General features: G+C 73.6%; 19 protein-coding genes. 7 read left to right on the top strand and 12 right to left on the bottom strand.

From position 1 onward, the window contains the following. The first annotated feature begins 163 nt into the window (after positions 1-163). Positions 164-1423 carry an RNA polymerase sigma factor gene (locus ABT299_RS29045; RefSeq protein WP_500252637.1) on the top strand — a complete coding sequence of 420 codons (1260 nt, stop codon included), beginning with the start codon at positions 164-166 and terminating at the stop codon, positions 1421-1423. A gap of 53 nt (positions 1424-1476) precedes the next feature. On the opposite strand, the gene ABT299_RS29040 is transcribed toward ABT299_RS29045, so the two are convergent. Together ABT299_RS29040 and ABT299_RS29035 are read right to left on the bottom strand one after the other, a co-directional pair. Beyond that, entirely contained in the window at positions 1477-2196 is a 720-nt protein-coding gene (locus ABT299_RS29040; RefSeq protein ID WP_190852331.1) for a rhomboid-like protein, read from the bottom strand. Positions 2197-2439: 243 nt separating this feature from the next. Continuing rightward, complete coding sequence (locus tag ABT299_RS29035; protein ID WP_500252636.1) at positions 2440-4062, bottom strand: MFS transporter; 1623 nt, start codon at positions 4060-4062, stop codon at positions 2440-2442. 156 nt (positions 4063-4218) lie between these two features. Between ABT299_RS29035 and ABT299_RS29030 the strand changes: the two genes are divergently transcribed. Beyond that, positions 4219-4884, top strand: a complete 666-nt coding sequence (locus ABT299_RS29030; protein ID WP_190852335.1) for a TetR family transcriptional regulator — start codon at positions 4219-4221, stop codon at positions 4882-4884. Between the two features lie 134 nt (positions 4885-5018). Then, on the top strand, positions 5019-6431 hold the full coding sequence (gene gad, locus ABT299_RS29025; protein ID WP_500252635.1) for a glutamate decarboxylase: 1413 nt from the start codon (positions 5019-5021) through the stop codon (positions 6429-6431). A gap of 3 nt (positions 6432-6434) precedes the next feature. On the opposite strand, the gene ABT299_RS29020 is transcribed toward gad, so the two are convergent. Next, on the bottom strand, positions 6435-6650 hold the full coding sequence (locus tag ABT299_RS29020) for a cytochrome P450 (RefSeq protein ID WP_500252634.1): 216 nt from the start codon (positions 6648-6650) through the stop codon (positions 6435-6437). A 27-nt stretch (positions 6651-6677) separates the two neighbouring features. Here ABT299_RS29020 and ABT299_RS29015 point away from each other — a divergent pair, with 27 nt between their 5' ends. Beyond that, positions 6678-7151, top strand: coding sequence for a hypothetical protein (locus ABT299_RS29015; RefSeq protein WP_500252633.1), 474 nt, complete (start codon positions 6678-6680; stop codon positions 7149-7151). Between the two features lie 76 nt (positions 7152-7227). Beyond that, the gene (locus ABT299_RS29010) at positions 7228-7593 is read left to right on the top strand and encodes a helix-turn-helix domain-containing protein (RefSeq protein WP_500252632.1); all 366 of its coding nucleotides are present in this window, start codon (positions 7228-7230) and stop codon (positions 7591-7593) included. 63 nt (positions 7594-7656) lie between these two features. Here the strand turns inward: ABT299_RS29010 and ABT299_RS29005 are convergent, their stop codons facing one another. The 3 genes from ABT299_RS29005 to ABT299_RS28995 all read right to left on the bottom strand — a co-directional run bounded on the left by ABT299_RS29005 (position 7657) and on the right by ABT299_RS28995 (position 9698). Beyond that, positions 7657-8259 carry a ClpP family protease gene (locus ABT299_RS29005; protein ID WP_500252631.1) on the bottom strand — a complete coding sequence of 201 codons (603 nt, stop codon included), beginning with the start codon at positions 8257-8259 and terminating at the stop codon, positions 7657-7659. Then, positions 8256-8885: a ClpP family protease gene (locus ABT299_RS29000; protein ID WP_190852346.1), complete on the bottom strand. Its 630-nt coding sequence runs from the start codon at positions 8883-8885 to the stop codon at positions 8256-8258. Before ABT299_RS29000 ends, ABT299_RS29005 begins: the two co-directional genes overlap by 4 nt. An 87-nt stretch (positions 8886-8972) precedes the next feature. Next, positions 8973-9698 (bottom strand): SDR family oxidoreductase, encoded by a 726-nt coding sequence (locus tag ABT299_RS28995; protein WP_500252630.1) that lies wholly within the window; start codon positions 9696-9698, stop codon positions 8973-8975. A gap of 124 nt (positions 9699-9822) precedes the next feature. Here ABT299_RS28995 and ABT299_RS28990 point away from each other — a divergent pair, with 124 nt between their 5' ends. Further along, positions 9823-10668 (top strand): LysR family transcriptional regulator, encoded by an 846-nt coding sequence (locus ABT299_RS28990; protein WP_387032667.1) that lies wholly within the window; start codon positions 9823-9825, stop codon positions 10666-10668. Between the two features lie 7 nt (positions 10669-10675). Here ABT299_RS28990 and ABT299_RS28985 read toward each other — a convergent pair whose 3' ends face one another. The 6 genes from ABT299_RS28985 to ABT299_RS28960 all read right to left on the bottom strand — a co-directional run bounded on the left by ABT299_RS28985 (position 10676) and on the right by ABT299_RS28960 (position 16623). Beyond that, positions 10676-11296 carry a TetR/AcrR family transcriptional regulator gene (locus tag ABT299_RS28985; protein ID WP_500252629.1) on the bottom strand — a complete coding sequence of 207 codons (621 nt, stop codon included), beginning with the start codon at positions 11294-11296 and terminating at the stop codon, positions 10676-10678. Positions 11297-11381: 85 nt separating this feature from the next. Further along, positions 11382-11660 carry a DUF3303 family protein gene (locus ABT299_RS28980; RefSeq protein WP_206699782.1) on the bottom strand — a complete coding sequence of 93 codons (279 nt, stop codon included), beginning with the start codon at positions 11658-11660 and terminating at the stop codon, positions 11382-11384. Between the two features lie 124 nt (positions 11661-11784). Beyond that, a complete protein-coding gene (locus tag ABT299_RS28975) occupies positions 11785-12951 on the bottom strand; it encodes a lipid-transfer protein (RefSeq protein WP_387032662.1) in 1167 nt (388 codons plus the stop codon). Then, the gene (locus ABT299_RS28970) at positions 12948-14315 is read right to left on the bottom strand and encodes an OB-fold domain-containing protein (RefSeq protein WP_500252628.1); all 1368 of its coding nucleotides are present in this window, start codon (positions 14313-14315) and stop codon (positions 12948-12950) included. The genes ABT299_RS28975 and ABT299_RS28970 overlap by 4 nt, the downstream gene beginning before the upstream one ends. Before the next feature lie 28 nt (positions 14316-14343). Further along, positions 14344-15516 (bottom strand): acyl-CoA dehydrogenase family protein, encoded by a 1173-nt coding sequence (locus ABT299_RS28965; RefSeq protein WP_190852360.1) that lies wholly within the window; start codon positions 15514-15516, stop codon positions 14344-14346. Further along, on the bottom strand, positions 15517-16623 hold the full coding sequence (locus ABT299_RS28960; RefSeq protein ID WP_387032657.1) for an acyl-CoA dehydrogenase family protein: 1107 nt from the start codon (positions 16621-16623) through the stop codon (positions 15517-15519). It lies immediately after the preceding gene. Positions 16624-16879: 256 nt separating this feature from the next. Between ABT299_RS28960 and ABT299_RS28955 the strand changes: the two genes are divergently transcribed. Continuing rightward, positions 16880-17527 carry a TetR family transcriptional regulator gene (locus ABT299_RS28955; protein WP_387032655.1) on the top strand — a complete coding sequence of 216 codons (648 nt, stop codon included), beginning with the start codon at positions 16880-16882 and terminating at the stop codon, positions 17525-17527. Position 17528: the final 1 nt, after the last annotated feature.

Genomic DNA, 17528 nt, shown 5'->3' with positions numbered 1-17528 from the left:
ATGACCGTCTGTCGTTAAAACGATTACTTTCCGTGGCTATTCGACATGATGTTCACTCCCCGGCTTCTCACCGGTTGACCCGAGGCGCTAGAGTCCCGCTACCGACCGGTTTGCACACATTTGTGTAGCCCGGTACCAGCAGCGGAGACGACCGGGAGGTCACATGCGCGGCGACCTGGGCTCGCTCTACGACGCGCACGCCGCCCGCCTGTACGCGTACTGCTGGTCGCTCGTCGGCGACCAGCTCGCGGCGGCGGCGGTCGGCGACACCTTCGCCGCGGCGGTGCACCAGCCGCCGCGGGGCGACAGCGTGCTCTGGCTCTACTCCCTGTCCCGCACCGCGTGCGCCGAGCGCGGCGCCTTCGGCACGGCGCCCGGCGGGCTGCCGTTCGCCGACCCCGACCCGCTGCTGCGCGCCGCGGGCTCCCTGCGCGCCGACCACCGCGAGGTCCTGCTGCTGTGGGCCGGCGAGTGGCTGGAGATCCGCGACATCGCCCGCGTCCTCGGCCTCGCGCCCGACACCGCCGGCCAGCTGCTGAACGCGGCCCGGTCCCGGCTGGAGCGCGCCGTCCTCGACACGCTGATGCGCGGCACGGCCGGGCCGCGGCTCGAGCTGATCTCCGCGTTCGAGAAGGGGAGGCTGCCGCAGCTGCTCGCCAAGCGCGCGCCGGCGCAGGCGCCCGGCTGGCTGCGCGACCAGGTCCTCGCCGCGTGCGAGGCGGAGGCCGACCGGCCGCTGCCGAGCGTCGCCGCCCCGAGCCCGCTCGTCGTCATCGGCGACGCCGACCGCAGGCCGCGGCAGAAGCGCGGCGTGTGGTCCAAGGGCCTCGGCGCGGCCGCGGGCGTCGCCGCGTCCGCGGCCGCCGTCATCGGCCTGCTGGTCTCCTGGCCCACCGCGAAGGGCGGCGGCGCCGCCTCGCTCGTCCCGACGGCCGGCAGCGGGCGCACCGATCCCGCGTCGGCGAAGACGACCAAGGTCACCGACAGCCCGCCGCCCGGCCTCACCGGATCCGAGCGCTCGACCGGCGGCGCCGGCCCGTCCGGGAACCCGGTGACCAGCGCGTTCGACGGGCAGCCGCAGCCCGCCGGCACGCCCGGCCAGGGCGCCGCGCCCGGCACCCCGGGCGCGCCGTCGACCACGGGCGCTCCCGCCAAGACGCCCGTGGGCTCCTCGCCCTCGGACAGCGACAACCCCGGGAGCGGCACCCCGAGCAAGCCCGGCGGCACGTCGCCTACGACGCCGCCCGACTCGGGCACGCCGACCACTCCGCCGGACACCGGCGGCTCCGACCCCGCGACCCCGCCGGACGGCGGCTCGACCGACCCGACGACGCCGCCGGACACCCCGTCCGACCCGCCCGCGAACGGCACGCCGGGCCCCAGCCCCACGTCCAACCCCACGCCCGAGCCCGGCCAGGGCTGACCCGGACCGCACGGGGCCGCTGAGGCCCCGGCATCGGGCTTCGGACGGGCGCGTCAGGCTTCGGAGGGAGCGGGGCCTGGCTTGAGGGAGTCCTGGACCTCCTGCACGGCGTGCGCGGCCCTGGCCTCGGCCGCCTCGATGGCGTCGGCCACGGGCGTCGCGCCGGTCGCCCGGCCCCGTTCGCGGAGCAGCAGCACGCCGCCGACCAGCGCGCCGCTGATCATGGCGACGAGGTGCCCGACGGCGGCGACCTCCAGCGAGAACAGGCCCTCGAACAGGAAGGGCAGGAGCGAGACCCAGGCGGCGAAGGCGAGCAGCCGGCGGATCCGGCCGTGCCCGTACAGGATCGCGGCGACGAGCGCCGCGCACAGCACGTAGGACGGGCCGACGTCGGAGATCGTCCGGATGGAGTCCGACAGCAGGCCGGCCTCCAGCCGCACGAACGCGATGCCCTGGCTGATCAGCGTGCCGGTGACGTGCGAGACCGCGACCAGCACGATCGCGCGCGCGTTGCCGAACCGCCGCACGACGGGGAACAGCCCGAGCACCGCGACGACCAGCAGCGCGGCCTGCGACCCCTCGGCGACGAACGCCGAGGCGACCATCGTGCCGACCGGGTCGACCGCGAGGTTCGCCAGGTTGGTGCTGGCCCACGCCACGACGGCGCGCTGGGCCGCCGGCGGCAGCAGGACGACCTGCACCAGCCAGATCGCCGCGAACAGGCCCACGAACGTCAGCGGCATCGGGTACCGCTTGATGAAACCGCCCATCATCCCGGCAAGCCTAGGTGCTCCAGATGTGTCGGGGCCCCGATACCCCCGATACTCACAGGAAAACGACGGCTTCTCCAAGGTGCCTCCCTGCCCACGGGTACGGACGCGCCGGACTCCGGGTTCGATGCCGGGTCCGGCGGCGGGGTTCGCCGTCAAGACCTCGCGGCGGGGGTCGGTGCGGCGGCGCGGTGCGCCGTCCCTGGGCGGCGGGTGGGACGGCGCACCGCGGGTCATGGGCGGGCGTCAGACGGCGGCGGCGCCGTCCACGGGGCTGGTGCCGCGGCGGACGAGCAGCGCCGCGAGCACCGCGACGACGGCGACCGCGCCGGCGACCGTCAGCGAGGTCTGGAAGCCGTCCATGAACGCCAGGTGGCTGCCGGTGGTGATGGCCTTCGCCGCGGGCTCCGGCGTGCCGGGCGGGACGGGCGCGACGCCCTGGGCGACCAGCCCGCCGGTGCCCGACAGCTTCTGCGCGGCGGCGCCGGGCACACCGGACTCGGTGAGCCGCCCGACGAGCACGTCCCCGACCTTCGTGGACAGCAGCACGCCGAGCACGGAGGTGCCGAGGACGCCGCCGAGCTGCGACGCGGTCTGCTGGAGGCCGCCGGCGACCCCGGCGAGGTGCGCCGGGGCGTTGCCGACGATGGCCTCGGTGCCGGCGACGATGACCATCCCGAACGCCAGGCCGACCAGCACGAACCACGGCCACAGCTGCACGTACGGGGCGTCCGCGCCGACGCGGGACAGGCCGAACAGCGCGGTCGCGGTGAACGCCATGCCGAGGGCGAGGGGCAGCCGCGGCCCGAACCGGCTGGTGAGCGCGCCCGCGATCGGCGAGGCGACGATGAAGATCCCGGTCATCGGCAGCATCCGCACGCCCGCCTCGACCGGGCTCATCCCGTGCACCTGCTGCAGGTAGAGGGTGATGAAGAAGATCGTTCCGAACATCCCGAAGAAGCCGAGGACGATCAGTCCGGTCGCCGCCGACAGCGACACCGAGCGGAACAGCGACAGCGGCAGCAGCGGGCGCTCGACGCGCAACTCGTTCCACACGAACGCGGCGAACAGCACGGCGGAAGCGGCGAACGACACCAGCGGCGTGGCGTGCCCAAACCCGTGCTCGCCTGCCTTGATGAGGCCCCAGACCAGCGCGAACAGCGCACCGGTGAGCAGCGCGACGCCGGGCAGGTCGAACGAGCCGGCGGCCTCCTCGTCCCTGGACTCGCGGATCACCCAGAGGCCGACGAGCAGCGCGACCAGGCCGAGCGGCGCGTTGAGGAAGAACACCGACTCCCAGTTGACGTTCTCGACCAGCAGGCCGGCGACGATCGGGCCGCCCGCGATGGAGATGCCGACGGTGGAGCCCCAGATGCCGATGGCGGCGTTGAGCCGCTCGGCGGGGAAGGTGTTGCGCAGGATGGCGAGGCTGGCGGGCTGCAGGAGCGCCCCCGCGAAGCCCTGCACGACCCGCCAGAAGATCACCATGCCGAGCCCGCCGGACAGCCCGATGGCGAGCGAGGCCACCGCGAACCCGATGACGCCGGCGAGGAACGTCCGCTTGCGGCCGAACCGGTCGGCGATCTTGCCGGCCGGGATCAGCGTGACGGCGAGGGCCAGCAGGTAGGCGTTGGTCACCCACTGGAGGCCGGACAGGGACGCGCCGAGGTCCTTGGCGATCGCCGGGTTGGCGATGGAGACGACGGTGGCGTCCAGGCCGACCATCATCACGCCGAGGGCGACGGCGACGAGGGTGAGCCAGGGATGCCCGTGGCCGCGGCGGGCGGGTCGCCCGCGCGCCTGGTCGCGCGGCCGGGACGGGCGGGACGCGCCGGGGTCGAGCACCTCGGCGCCTTGGAACTGGGACATGGGCGGAGCCTCCGTAGCGACGTTGAGGATCCCAAACTGTCATGAGCTGACACTTGTCGTCAAATGCCTCGCGTCATCAAGGGACATGATTCAGATCACGACAATCTTCGTTCACCGTCACTTGGCGTCGGGTCCGCGCGTCGTTACACTTCGCACATGACCGCGACCGCCCCCGAGACCCGCCAGGGCAGCACGCCCGCGGGCCCCGGTTCCCAGCCCCCGGGCCGGCGCGAACGCAAGAAGCAGCGCACCCGTGAGGCGCTCGTCGACGCCGCGTTCACCCTCTTCGCCGAGAAGGGGTTCGACGCGACCACCGTCGAGGAGATCGCCGACGCCGTGGACGTCTCGTCCCGCACGTTCTTCCGCTACTTCGCCTCGAAAGAGGACGTCGCGCTCACCTTCCAGGAGGAGCAGACCCGCGCCGTGATGGCGGCGCTGGCCGAGCGCCCCCCGGACGAGCCGATCATGACCGCGCTCCGCCGCACCGTGGTGGAGATCGCCCGCGCCTGCGAGCGCGGCGAGCTGGGCTTCGACCCCGACCGCTTCCAGTGCCTGCTCGGCATGATGAGCGACAGCCCGACCCTGATGGCGGGCAGCCTGGAGCACGCGCAGAAGAAGCAGCAGCTGCTCACCGAGATCATCGCCGAGCGGATGGGCACCGATCCCGCCACCGACCTGCGCCCGCATGTGATCGCGGCCTCCGCCACCTGCGGGTTCCAGGCCGCCTCCGACGTCGCCCGCCGGCACGAGGGCGCCTTCGGCTCGCTGTCGGAGACCGTCGACCAGGCGTTCGCCATCCTCGAGCAGGGCCTCAACTCCTAGGCGCGGGGCCTCCGCTCCCAGCCCGCGCCCGCTCCGCCCGCGTCCCGCCCCGGTGTGGTCCCGGGGCGGGCGGGGTACCGCCTCTCCGAGGACGGCCGGCGACGGCCTGAGGACGGCCCGGAGAGGACGCGACCATGGCGCTGAAGCATCCCCGGCACGACGGCCGCGGCGCGCGGGACCTGCAGGTCAACCCGATCTTCAGCCGGGAGCCCGTGGAGGTGCCCCGGTACGCGCTGCCGCGCGGCGAGATGGAGCCCGGCACCGCCTACCAGATCGTCCACGACGAGCTGATGCTGGACGGCAACGCCCGGCTGAACCTCGCCACGTTCGTCTCCACGTGGGCCGAGCCGGAGGCGCTGCGGCTGATGGCCGAGTGCGCCGAGAAGAACATGATCGACAAGGACGAGTACCCGCGGACCGCGGAGCTCGAGATGCGCTGCGTGCACATGCTCGCCCGGCTCTGGAACGCTCCCGACCCGCGGCACGCCGTCGGCTGCTCCACGACCGGGTCCAGCGAGGCGGCGATGCTCGGCGGCCTCGCCCTGAAGCGCCGCTGGCAGCGCAAGGGCCTGCCGGGCCGGCCCAACATCGTGATGGGCGTCAACGTCCAGATCTGCTGGGAGAAGTTCGCCGACTACTTCGAGGTCGAGCCCCGCTACGTGCCGATGGAGGGCGACCGCTACCACCTCGGCGCCCCGGAGGCCGTCGCGCTGTGCGACGAGAACACCATCGGCGTCGTCGCCGTCCTCGGCTCCACCTTCGACGGCAGTTACGAGCCCGTCGCCGACATCTGCGCCGCGCTCGACGACCTCCAGGAGCGCACCGGCCTCGACGTCCCCGTCCACGTGGACGGCGCGTCCGGAGGGATGATCGCCCCGTTCCTCGACCCGGACCTGCCGTGGGACTTCCGGCTCCCCCGCGTCGCGTCGATCAACACGTCCGGGCACAAGTACGGCCTGGTCATGCCGGGCGTCGGCTGGGCACTGTGGCGCGACGGCGGCGCCCTGCCGGACGACCTCGTCTTCCACGTCAACTACCTGGGCGGCGACATGCCGACCTTCGCGCTGAACTTCTCCCGCCCCGGCGCCCAGGTCGTCGCGCAGTACTACAACTTCCTGCGGCTCGGGTTCGAGGGCTACCGCCGCGTCCAGCAGACCTGCCGCGACGTCGCGACGAGGCTCGCCGCCGAGATCGCCAAGATCGGCCCGTTCGACCTGATCACCGACGGCTCCGCCATCCCGGTGTTCGCGTTCCGCGCGCGCGACGGCGCGGGCTTCAACGTCTTCGACGTCTCCGCGGCGCTGCGCGAGCACGGCTGGCTCGTCCCCGCCTACACGTTCCCGAAGAACCGCGAGGACCTCGCCGTCCTGCGCGTCGTCGTCCGCAACGGCTTCAGCCACGACCTCGCCGACCTGCTGCTGGACGACCTGCGCCGCGTCCTCCCCCGGCTGTCCGCCCAGCCGTCCCCGGTCCGCACCGCGGACGACGCCGGCGGCTTCGCCCACGGCGCCGAGACCAAGCACCCCACCACCCCGGGCCGCCACTGACCCTCACCAGGCGACGAGCAGCTCCTTCGGCCGCCGCACGAACCGGTCGGCGTGCCACGCCTCGCCGGCCGGCACCGCGAGGCGCAGCCCGGGAAGGCGCGTGACGAGCGCGGACAGCGCGACCTGGAGCTCCATCCGGGCGAGCGACGCGCCCAGGCACCGGTGCAGGCCGTGCCCGAAGGCGCCCGCCGCCGAAGCCGCAGGCCGCGCGCCCGGCACCGGCTGCCCATGGGGTTGGATGATCCGATGACCGACGCGGCCACTTCCGGCTCCCCCGACCAGGCGATCACCGACGAGCGGCTCGGCGTTTTCACGAGCGACGCGCAGCCCCTTTCGGACGACGGTGTCCTCCACCACTCGTTCTGCGGGAGCATGCGCGATCCGGACGGACGCGAAATCGTGCTGATGCTCGACACGACCGATCCGCGGGAGGCACGGCGCCTGCTGCCCCGCCTGTACGGAATGGCCGAGAACCTGGCCGTCCTGGAACGGCGTGCCATCGAGGCGATCGCCCGCGCCTTCACCAAGGGCACGCCGACCGCGGACGACTTCGCCGACGCCCGCGCCGACCTCTCCCTGAACACGATCGCCGTCGAGGACGGAGGCGAGATCGTGCTGCACTTCACCGACTCCTGCGGCAGGCACTTCCTGGACGGCTACTGGCCCGCCGTCCGCCTCGACCGCGACGACACGGTGCTCGACGTGACCGTGGAAGCCTGAAGGCGGGACGGGCGGCGCGTTCTGCGGTGGGCGGAACGTGTGGTTCGCGGCGGCGCGGCCGGGTTATTTTGGGCGCATGGCCGAGATCACCCGACCGCTGATGCCCGCCGACGAGACGCCGGACGGGCCGGCCGCGACGCGCGGGCCGGCCGAGCCGCTGTGGCGCGACGCGCTCGGCCGGTGCCTGCGGAGCCTGCGCCTCGAGCGCGGCGAGATCCTCACGGAGACCGCGCGCCGCGCCGGGGTGTCCCCGCAGTACCTCTCCGAGATGGAGCGCGGCGTCAAGGAGCCGTCGAGCGAGATGATCGCCGCGGTCGCCGGCGCCTTGGACGTGACGCTCGCCGACCTCACGCTGGCGGTCGCGACGAGCCTGCTGACCGCGCCGCCCGCGAGCACGCCGACCGGCCCGACCTGCCAGGTCGCCTACGCCCTGGCCGCCTGACCCGGACGGCGCAGCCTCGGACGGCACGGCCCCGGGACCGTGTGGCCCCGGGGCCGCACGGCCCTACAGGGGGTTCGGCTGGCGCTCCTCGATCACGTGGTCGATGAGGCCGTACTCCCGCGCCGCCTGAGCGGTGAACACGCGGTCCCGGTCGGTGTCGGCGCGCAGCGTCGCGGTCTCCTGCCCGGTGTGCCGGGAGAGGATCTGCTCGATGTCCGCGCGGACGCGGACGACCTCGTCCGCCTGGAGGATGAGGTCCGGGATCGCGCCGCGCCCCTGCCCCATCGGCTGGTGCAGGACGACGCGGGTGTGCGGCAGCGCGGCGCGCTTGCCGGGAGCGCCCGCCGCGAGGAGCACCGCGCCGACCGCGACGGCCTGCCCCACGCACGTCGTCGCGACCTGCGCGCGGATGTAGCGGAGCGTGTCGTACACCGCGAGCATCGCGCTCGGGTCGCCCCCCTCGCAGTTGATGTAGAGCTGGATGTCGGCTTCCGGGTCGTCCGCCTCCAGGTGGAGGAGCTGCGCCACGAGCGCGTTCGCGACCCCGGCGTCGATGGCGGTGCCGAGATAGATGATCCGCTCGGTGAGCAGGTGCGAGTAGACGTCCATGATCCGTTCACCGCGCGAGTCCCGCGCGATGACGTTCGGGATCGTGTAGGTGCTCATCGGCCCGCCTTCCCGGACGGGGCGCCGAGCCCGACGGGGCGGCGCCGGGGCGGCACGAGCTCGTCGTAGTCGCCGACGATCGCGTCGATGAACCCGTACTCCAGCGCCTCCTGCGCCGTGTACCAGCGGTCGTGCAGCGAGTCCTCGAAGACCCGCTCGATGGGCTGGCCGGTGTCCTCGGCGATGAGCCCGAGCACGGTGTCGCGGGTGTGGCGCAGGTCGTTGGCCTGCAGCTCGATGTCGACGGCGGCGCCGCCGATGCCGGCGGACCCCTGGTGCATCAGCACCCGGGCGTGCGGCAGCGCGCGGCGCTTTCCGGGCGTCCCGGCCGACAGCAGGAACTGCCCGGCGCTGTAGGCGATGCCGAGCACCACCGTGGCGACGTCGCAGGGGATGAGCCGCATGACGTCGCGGATCGCGAGCATCGACGGCACCGAGCCGCCGGGGGAATGGATCCACAGCGCGATGTCGGCCGACGGGTCCTCCCCCGCCAGGGTGATCAGTTGCGTCGCCAGCAGCGTGCCGTTGTCGTCGTCGAGCCCGCCGTCCAGCACGAGGACGCGCTGCGCGTACAGCTCGCGCCGCACGCGTTCGTTGAACAAAGGGGCTGTGTGTTCCTCGCTCATGCCTTCACCCTGCGGCAACGCGGGCACCGGTCACAGCCCGCGCTGCCCACGGCGGATCTGCTCACAGCAGCGCGCCCCGGCGTCGGGTCACCAGGGGACGGGGCCGTCGTCGTCGTGGAAGGTGCCGGTGGGGCCGCCGTCCGGGAGCGTCGCGAGGTGGATCGCGATCGCCGCACCCTGCTCCGGGGTGCGGACGCCGCGGAACCCGTTGAGGTCGGTCGCGCAGAAGCCCGGGCAGCCGGCGTTGATGAGGATGTTCGTGTCGGCCAGCTCCTTGGCGTACTGGATGGTGACGGCGTTGAGGAACGTCTTCGACGTCGCGTAGGCGGCGGAGATCGGGCCCGTCTGGGCGCCGGGGGCGGTCTGCCGGGCGAGGGACCCGACGGTGCTGGACATGTTCACGATCCGGGGGGACGGCGAGCGGCGCAGCAGCGGCAGCATCGCGTTGGTGACACGGATGACGCCGAGCACGTTGGTCTCCACGACCGTCCGCACGGTCGCGGGGTCCACCTTCGTGGGCTCCTGCGGCATCCCGCCGGTGATCGCGGCGTTGTTGACGAGCACGTCGAGGCCGCCGTCGCGCTCCCCGAGCAGTTCGGCGGCGGCGGTGATGCTCGCGTCGTCGGTCACGTCGATCGGCACGCCGAACGCGTCGACGCCCGCGGCGCGCAGCTTCGCGACGGCGGCCTCCCCGCGCTCCGCGTCCCGGGAGCCGACGCCGACGCTCCAGCCGAGCGCGCCCAGGCCGGCCGCGATCTCGTACCCGATCCCCTTGTTCGCGCCGGTGACCAGCGCGGTCTTCGTTTCGCTCATGCCACGATCCTGACCGCCGGACGGGCGCGGCTTCCAACACCGTCTGGGTGGGGTGCGATACCCCCGCGGTATCGCACCGAGGTCAGGGCGCGGCCGGGGCCGTCCCGGCGGGTACCGTGGCGGCATGGAGACGCGGGAGCTGCGGTACTTCGTCGCCGTCGCGGAGGAGCTTCACTTCGGGCGGGCCGCCGAGCGGCTCGGGATCGCGCAGCCGCCGCTGTCGCGGGCGATCCAGCGGCTCGAACGGCGGCTCGGGGCGACGCTGCTGGACCGCACCAACCGCACCATCGCGCTGACCGGGGCCGGGGCGGTGCTGCTGCGCGAGGGCCGGGCGGCCCTCGACGCGATCGAGGCCGCCGACCGCCGCACCCGCCGCGCCGCCGCCGCGGCCGGGCCGCCCCCGCTGGTCCTCGTCACCAAGGCCGGGGCGTCCGGCGAGCTGCTGGCGAAGCTGCTCGACGCGTACGCCGCCGAACCCGGCGCCGCCGAGGTGGACGTCATCCTGTGCAGGCCCGGCGAGCAGGAGCAGATGCTGCGCGACGGGCGCGCCGACGTGGCGCTGCTGCACACGCCGTTCGACTCGACGACCGGGCTCGACACCGAGGAACTGCTCACCGAGGGCCAGGTCGCGATCCTGCCGGCCGGGCACCCCCTCACGACCCGGCCCCACCTGCGGATCGCGGACGTCGCCGCGCTGCCCGGCCTGCCGCTGCCGCGCTGGCCGCGCCCGGACGGCACCTACCCCGACGGCCCGGGCCTGCGGGTCCGCGACCACGCGCAACTGCTGCAGCTCATCGCGCTCGGCCGGGCGTCGGCGGTGCTGCCGGAGTCGTGCCGGGCCCAGCTGGGCGAGCGCCTCGCCGCCGTCCCGGTGCTGGACGCGCCCCAGGTGACGACGCTGATCGCGTGGCCGCCGCACAGCCGGTCCCTGGCCCTCGCCGGCCTGGTGGACGTCGCGACCCGCCTCTAGCGCCCGCTCACTCCGCCGCCGCGAGGAGGGACCCGCCGGATACCAGTGCCGCGGCGGCGTCGGCGAAGTACTGCTCGTCGGCGTCGGGGGCGAGGCCGAGGACGACGCCCTGGCCGAGGCCGATGAGCAGGGCGCCGAGCGCGACGGCGAGCCGCTTCGCCTGCTCCGCCGTGACGGTGCCGCCGTCGTGCGTCCGGCCCGTGAAGAGCGCGACGAGCTGATCCTCGTGCATGCGGAAGAGCGGCGCGAGCTGCGAACCCGGGTCGGGGGCGCGCAGGGCCATGTCGAGCAGGCCGATCTGGAGGGACAGGCCGGACCGCGCGCCCGGCCCGTCGCAGGTGCGCCGGTAGTGCCGGGCGAAGGCGTCGACGGCCGCCGGCAGGGGCAGGCCGGCGGGCACGGCGCGCTCGATCTCCGCGTAGTGCGGGCGCAGGTAGCCGGTGACCAGCTCGGTGAGCAGGCCGTCCTTGCTGCCGAACAGCGAGTAGATGGCGCCGGTGGTGAGGCCGGCCCGCTCGGCGATGTCCTCGAGCCTGGCCTGGTAGCCGTCCCGGGAGACGGTCCGGAGCGCGGCGTCGAGCAGGGCCCGCCGGTTGCGCTCCTTGGTCTCCTCCCTCGTCAGTCGCATAATCCGATTATCCCAGTAATCGGATTACGCGTCCGGCGGGGTCCCCGGTTCGCGGCGGTGCGCCGCGACGCCGGGCCGCGGGCGGTCAGAGCGCGGCGAGGCCCTTCTGGAGGTCGTCCATGTTCATCACCGGGACGATCTCGACGTCCGCGCCCAGCTCCGTGAAGAGCGGCTCGACGGCGGCCGGGATCTGCGAGCTGTCCTGCATGTCGAACACGAGCGTGCACGACCGCTTGCCTTCGCTGGGGGAGAAGTAGGCCGCCTCGGGCTTGAGCCGCTCCATCAGCGCCTGCATGGCCCTCGGCATGGTGCCGTTCTTGATGGCCTCATTGCCGAGCCGGGTGTCCAGACGCGCGTGCAGCATCACTCTCATCGCACTCATCCCCCGCATGCCGCGGACCGGCGCGGCTGCCCGCGCGCTGTGGGAGCCCGGCGGCGTCGGGGTGAGTGTGTCCCTCCGGTTCTGCGGCAAACGCGCAGGTCGGACGCTAGTTCAGGGCGCTGAGGACCAGGCCGCTGGTGGGCACGCCGGTCCCGGCGGTGACCAGGACGTTGCGGACGTCCGGGACCTGGTTCACCGCGGCTCCGCGCACCTGGCGGACGGCCTCGGCGATGCCGTTCATGCCGTGGATGTACGCCTCACCCAGCTGACCCCCGTTGGGGTTGACCGGAAGCCTGCCGCCGAGCTCAATGCCACCGTCCTTGATGTAGTCCTTCGCCTGGCCGCGGCCGCAGAAGCCGAGCTCCTCCAGCTGAACCAGGACGAACGGGGTGAAATGATCATAGAGGATAGCGGTCTGGACGTCATCGGGGGTCAGCCCCGACTGGGCCCAGAGCGCGTCGCCGACGGTGCCCATCGCGGGCAGCGCCGACAGGTCGCCGGTGTAGTAGCCGAACATCATCATCTGGTCCGGGCCCGTCCCCTGGGCCGCCGCGGCGATGACGGCGGGCGGATGCCGGAGGTCGCGGGCCCGGTCCAGGGACGTGACGAGCACCGCGACGCCGCCGTCGGACTCCTGGCAGCAGTCCAGCAGGTGCAGGGGGTCGACGATCCAGCGGGACGCCTGGTGGTCCTCCAGCGTGATCGGGCGCCCGTGGAACCACGCGGCCGGGTTGGTGGCCGCGTGGCGGCGCATCGCGACCGCGACGCGGCCGAAGTCCTCGCTGGTCGCGCCGTAGTCGTGCATGTAGCGGCGGGCCTGCATCGCGACCCACGCGGCCGGGGTCGCGAAGCCGAACGGCAGGTGCCAGGAGAACTCCAGGCCGGTCGCGTCGACGCGGCCCGACGGTGCGGCCTGGCCGAAGCGGTGGCCGGAGCGCTCGTTGAACGCGCGGTAGCACAGCACCGCCTTCGCCTGGCCGGTCGCGACGGCCATCGCGGCGTGCGCGACGGTGCCGCAGGCCGCGCCGCCGCCGTAGTCGACGCGGGAGAAGAACCGCAGCGCGGGGATGCCCAGCTCGCGCTGGACGGCGATCTCGGAGTTGGCGTCGGCGGTGTAGGTGACCAGGCCGTCGACATCGGCGGGGGTCAGCCCGGCGTCCTCGATCGCGGCGAGGCACGCCTCGGCGGCGAGCCGCAGCTCCGAGCGGCCCGACTCCTTGGAGAACTCGGTCGCGCCGATCCCGGCGATCGCCGCCTTCCTTGACAGGCTCATGGGGCCTCCTCAGTCCCGGCGGCGCCGGCTCGGGGGGTGCGGGGGGTCGTCCCCCCTCGAACGGCACGGAAGCGGACGGTGGCGGTGAGGTGGTCGCCGATGCTCACCGCGCCGCGGACGCGGAGGGTGCGGTCGTCGGCGCGGTCGCCGGTGAGGGTGAGGGTGTCGCCGGCGTAGGCGGGGGCGCCGAGGCGCACCTCGATGCTCTCCAGCGTCGCGTCCCGGACGGTCTCCAGCGCGTACCGCTGGACGAGCCCGATGCTGGTCAGGATGTTGACGAAGATGTCCTGCGAGCCCTGGGCGCGCGCCTGCGCGGGGTCGTGGTGGACGGGCATGAAGTCGCGCGTCGCGATGGCCGTGGAGATGATGAACGTCGGGGTCAGCTCGATCTCCAGGCCGCCGGACGCGGGCTCCGCCTCCACCGGCCCGGCGGCCGCCGCCGTCGTCGGAGGGGACGGCGGGGACGGCGGGGCGTCCACCGGGGTCCACTGCGGGAGGACGAGCTCGTCGTCCATCCGCTCGAACACCAGCCGGACGGGCATGCCGATCCGCACCTCGTCCGGCGGGCAGCCGTTGACGTTCCCGACGATCCGGACGCCCTCCTCCAGCTGCACGACCGCCACGGCGTACGGCGGCGTCCGGCCTGGGACGGGCGGGTGGTGGTGCACGACGTAGCTGTGCACCTCGCCGCGCCCGCTCGCCACGATGTAGTCGCGGTTAGGGGAATGGCACTGCGGGCACATCGGGCCGGGCGGGTGGCGGAGCGTTCCACAGTCGGCGCAGCGCTGGATGCGCAGCTCGCCGGCGTTCACCCCGTCCCAGAAGAACGCGGTGTCCTTGCCGATCGAGGGTCGCAGCGGGTATCTCCCGCTCGCGCCGGCGGCGGGCGGCCGCGGGCCCGGCTTGAACTTCAGCACCCGGAACAGCATCTCGGCGACGCGCTCGTCGTTCTCGTCGTACCAGGACTGGTACCAGGTGACGAAGTAGCCCTCGCCCATCGCGGTCCGCTTCGGGCCGGTGACGCCGCCGAACCGCATCCGCGTCCGCAGCCGCTCGCCGACCTTCACGTAGCGGTCGTAGGTCTGGTCGCAGTTGGTCGCGACGATGCCGGTGTAGCCCGCGGCGTCCAGCGTCGCCAGCACCTCGTCCGCGGCGCCCCGCTGGTCCGGCCGGCGGACCAGGCCGGGCATCGACCACACCTGGATCATCGCGGGCGGCGCGACGTCGTCCCAGGTCCCGGTGTCGCCGAGGGCCTGGGTCCAGTTGCGGATCATCGCGGCGTTCACCGGGTCGGGGCAGGGCAGCGGGGGGCGCTCGCCGGCGGCGGCCAGCCGGCCGGCGAGCGCCATGAGTTCGTCGTGCACGGGTCTCCTCGCTTCGTGGGCGACCGGGTCAGCGCGGCGCGCGGGGCAGCCCGAGCCCGATCATCGCGATCAGCTCGCGCTGGATCTCGTTGACGCCGCCGCCGAAGGTGAGCACGAGGGCGCCCTTGGCCATCCGGTCGGTCACCCGCATGAACTCGGCGGTGGCCGGGTCGCCCGGGTCGCCGTACCGGGCGAGGACGTCCCCGACGATCCGGCCGACCTCCTGCACCCGCTCCGAGGCGTAGATCTTCGTCGCGGACGCGTCGGCCGCGCCGAGCCAGCCGAGGTCCTGGTTCGCCGCGACCTGCCAGTTGAGGAGCTCGTTGACGCGCAGGTAGGCGTGCACGTGGGCGAGCGCGCGGCGGACGGCGGGCTGCTCGATGAGCGGCCGCCCGTCGCGTCCGGGGGTGGCGCGCGCCCAGCGCTCGAACCGGTTGCGGGTGTGCCCGATGTTGCCCGCCGGGCCGAGCGTGACCCGCTCGTGGTTGAGCTGGTTGACGATCAGGTCCCAGCCGTTGTTCTCCCCGCCGATCAGCATGTCCGCCGGGACGCGGATGTCCTGGAAGTAGGTGGAGTTGGTGTGGTGGGCGCCGTCCATCGTGATGATCGGCGTCCAGGAGAAGCCGGGGTCCTTGCAGTCCACGATGAGCATCGAGATGCCCTTGTGCTTCTTCGCGGACGGGTCGGTGCGGGCCGCGAGCCAGACGTAGTCGGCGGTCTGCGCGCCCGACGTGAAGATCTTCTGGCCGTTCACCAGGTAGTGGTCGCCGTCCCTGACGGCGGTGGTGCGCAGCGCGGCGAGGTCGGTGCCGGCGCCCGGCTCGCTGTAGCCGATCGCGAAGTGGCACTCGCCGGCGAGGATGCGCGGGATGAAGAACTCCTTGTGCGCGTCGGTGCCGTACTGGAGGATCGTCGGCGCGACGGAGTTCAGGGTGATGAGCGGGTAGGTGACCTCGGCGCGGGCGATCTCGTTGGCGAAGATCGTCTGCTCGACGGGGCCGAAGCCGCGGCCGCCGTACTCCTTCGGCAGCGCGACGCCGAGCATCCCGTCGCGCCCGAGGCGCTTGCAGTGCTCCAGGTAGGCGGGGCCGAACGGGTCCGCGCCGATCGCGGCGCGCTGCTCCGCGGTCAGGCAGTTCTCGAAGTACTCGCGCAGCTCGGCGCGGAGCTTCTTCTGTTCGCCGGTCAGGTCGATGAACATTCAGGCCTCCTGAGCGATGAGCGCGCCGAGCGAGTCGAGACGGTCTTCCGCGCCGCCGAGCAGATGCCCGACCTGCTTGCCCCAGGCGAAATAGCGGTGCAGCGGATAGGTGATGTCGAGGCCGATGCCGCCGTGCAGGTGCTGGCACGTGTAGAGCGCCTTCACGACGGGATCGCACGCGTTGTAGGCCGCGATGGCGAGCAGCTCCTCGGCGTCGGCGGCGCCCTCGGCGAGCCGCCACACCCCGGCCCAGACGGCGACGTCCAGCGCCCGCTTGGCGATGTAGACGTCGCTGACCTGCATGGTGACGGCCTGGAACTGCGCGAGCGCCCGCTCGAACTGCTCGCGGGTCTTGGTGTACTCCTTGGTGAGCTCCAGCGCGCCCTCGATGACGCCGGACGACAGCGCGACCGCGCCCGCGACGGCGGAGAGCCGGAGGGTGTCCCAGGCGGCGCCGTCGGCGATCCCGCCGAGGAGGGCGTCCGCGCCGACGCGGACGCCGTCGAGCGCGACCCGCGACAGCGGCTCGGTCGTCGCGGAGTGCTGCGGCGTGATCGTCGCGGCGGACGGCTCGACGAGGAAGACGCCGATGCCGGCGCCCTCGACCCGCGCCGGGACGAGGATCCGCGCCGCCTCCCGGGCGTAGGGGACGAACGTCTTCACGCCGTCCAGGACGTGGCCGTCGCCGTCCGCGCGGGCGGTCGCGGCGACCTCGCCGGCCGGTCCGACCTCGCGGTAGGCGCCGGTCAGCACGGTCTCGCCGGAGGCCAGCGGCGCGAGCAGCGCGCGCTGCTCCGCGGTGCCGTGCTTCGCGATGGGGACGGCCGCCAGCGCCAGCGACGCGTACGCCGGGATCGGCGCGGTCCGCGCGCCCGCCTCGCGCAGGATCACCGCGAGCTCCACCGGCCCGAGACCCGCGCCGCCGGCGTCCTCGGGCAGCACGGCGCCGAGCAGCCCGGCCTGCGCGAACGCCTTCCAGGTGGCGGCGTCATAGGGGGCGCCGCTCTTCTCGAACGCCTCCAGCCGCTCCTGCGCGGCCTCCCGCGCGAGCAGGTCCGCCGCGAGCCCCTTCAGCTCCTGCTGGGTCTCGTCGAGGTTGAAGTCCACTCATCCGCTCCCTTCCTGGCGCGGCCGGCCGGACGGACGCCCACGGCGAAAAAGTAGAACAGATTCTAGTATGTGTCCAGCACCGTGATCACCATCGCGGAAACGGGGATTCGCCTAGCAAGTAAGGGTTCGGTGACCATCCGAGGGGCACTCGATCGGCGACCCGCCGCGGGCGATCAGATAACAGGTTCTCGCGCGGGCTGTACGCTGGAGGCCGAGCGGCGGCGCAACGGGCGCCCGCGCGAGGAGGATGACCGTGACCGCAGAGCCGACAGTGACCGGGGACGAGCCTTCGGGCGGCGCCGCGGCGGACCGGCGGGCGGGCCAGGCCGCGGGGCAGGGCGTGCGCTCGCGCAGCCAGCACCAGCGGCGCAAGCGTATCGTCCAGGCCGCCGCCGCGCTGGCCTCGCGCGGCGGCATCGAGGCGATGCAGATGCGCACCGTCGCCGAGCGCGCCGGCGTCGCGCTCGGCACCCTCTACCGCTACTTCCCGTCCAAGATGGACCTGGTCGTCGCGGTCGTCAGCGAGGAGATCGACCTCCTGGAGGGCAGCATCGAGCGCCGCCCGCCGCGCGGCGGCTCCGCCGCCGAGCGCACCGTCGAGGTGCTGATGCGCGCCACGCGGGGGCTGATGCGCGAGCCCGAGCTGGCCGAGGCGCTGATCCGCTCGCTGCTGCTGTCGGACGTCAAGACCGACTTCAGCGAGCGGATGACCAACCTGATGCTGCGCGCCGCGGTCGGCCCGGCGGGCGACATCCCGGCCGACGACCGGCGCCGCGTCGTCGCCCGCGCGCTGTCGTCCGTCTGGACGATGGAGATGATCGAGATGCTGCGCGGCCAGGCGACCGCCGAGGTGATCCAGGCCCGCCTGGAGATCTCCGCCGACCGCCTCCTCACCGACTGAG

This window comes from Spirillospora sp. NPDC000708 (assembly GCF_040299565.1).
GTDB lineage: Bacteria > Actinomycetota > Actinomycetes > Streptosporangiales > Streptosporangiaceae > Spirillospora.
The sequence above is the reverse complement of the archived record's forward strand: the minus strand, read 5'-3'. Positions and strand labels throughout refer to the sequence as shown.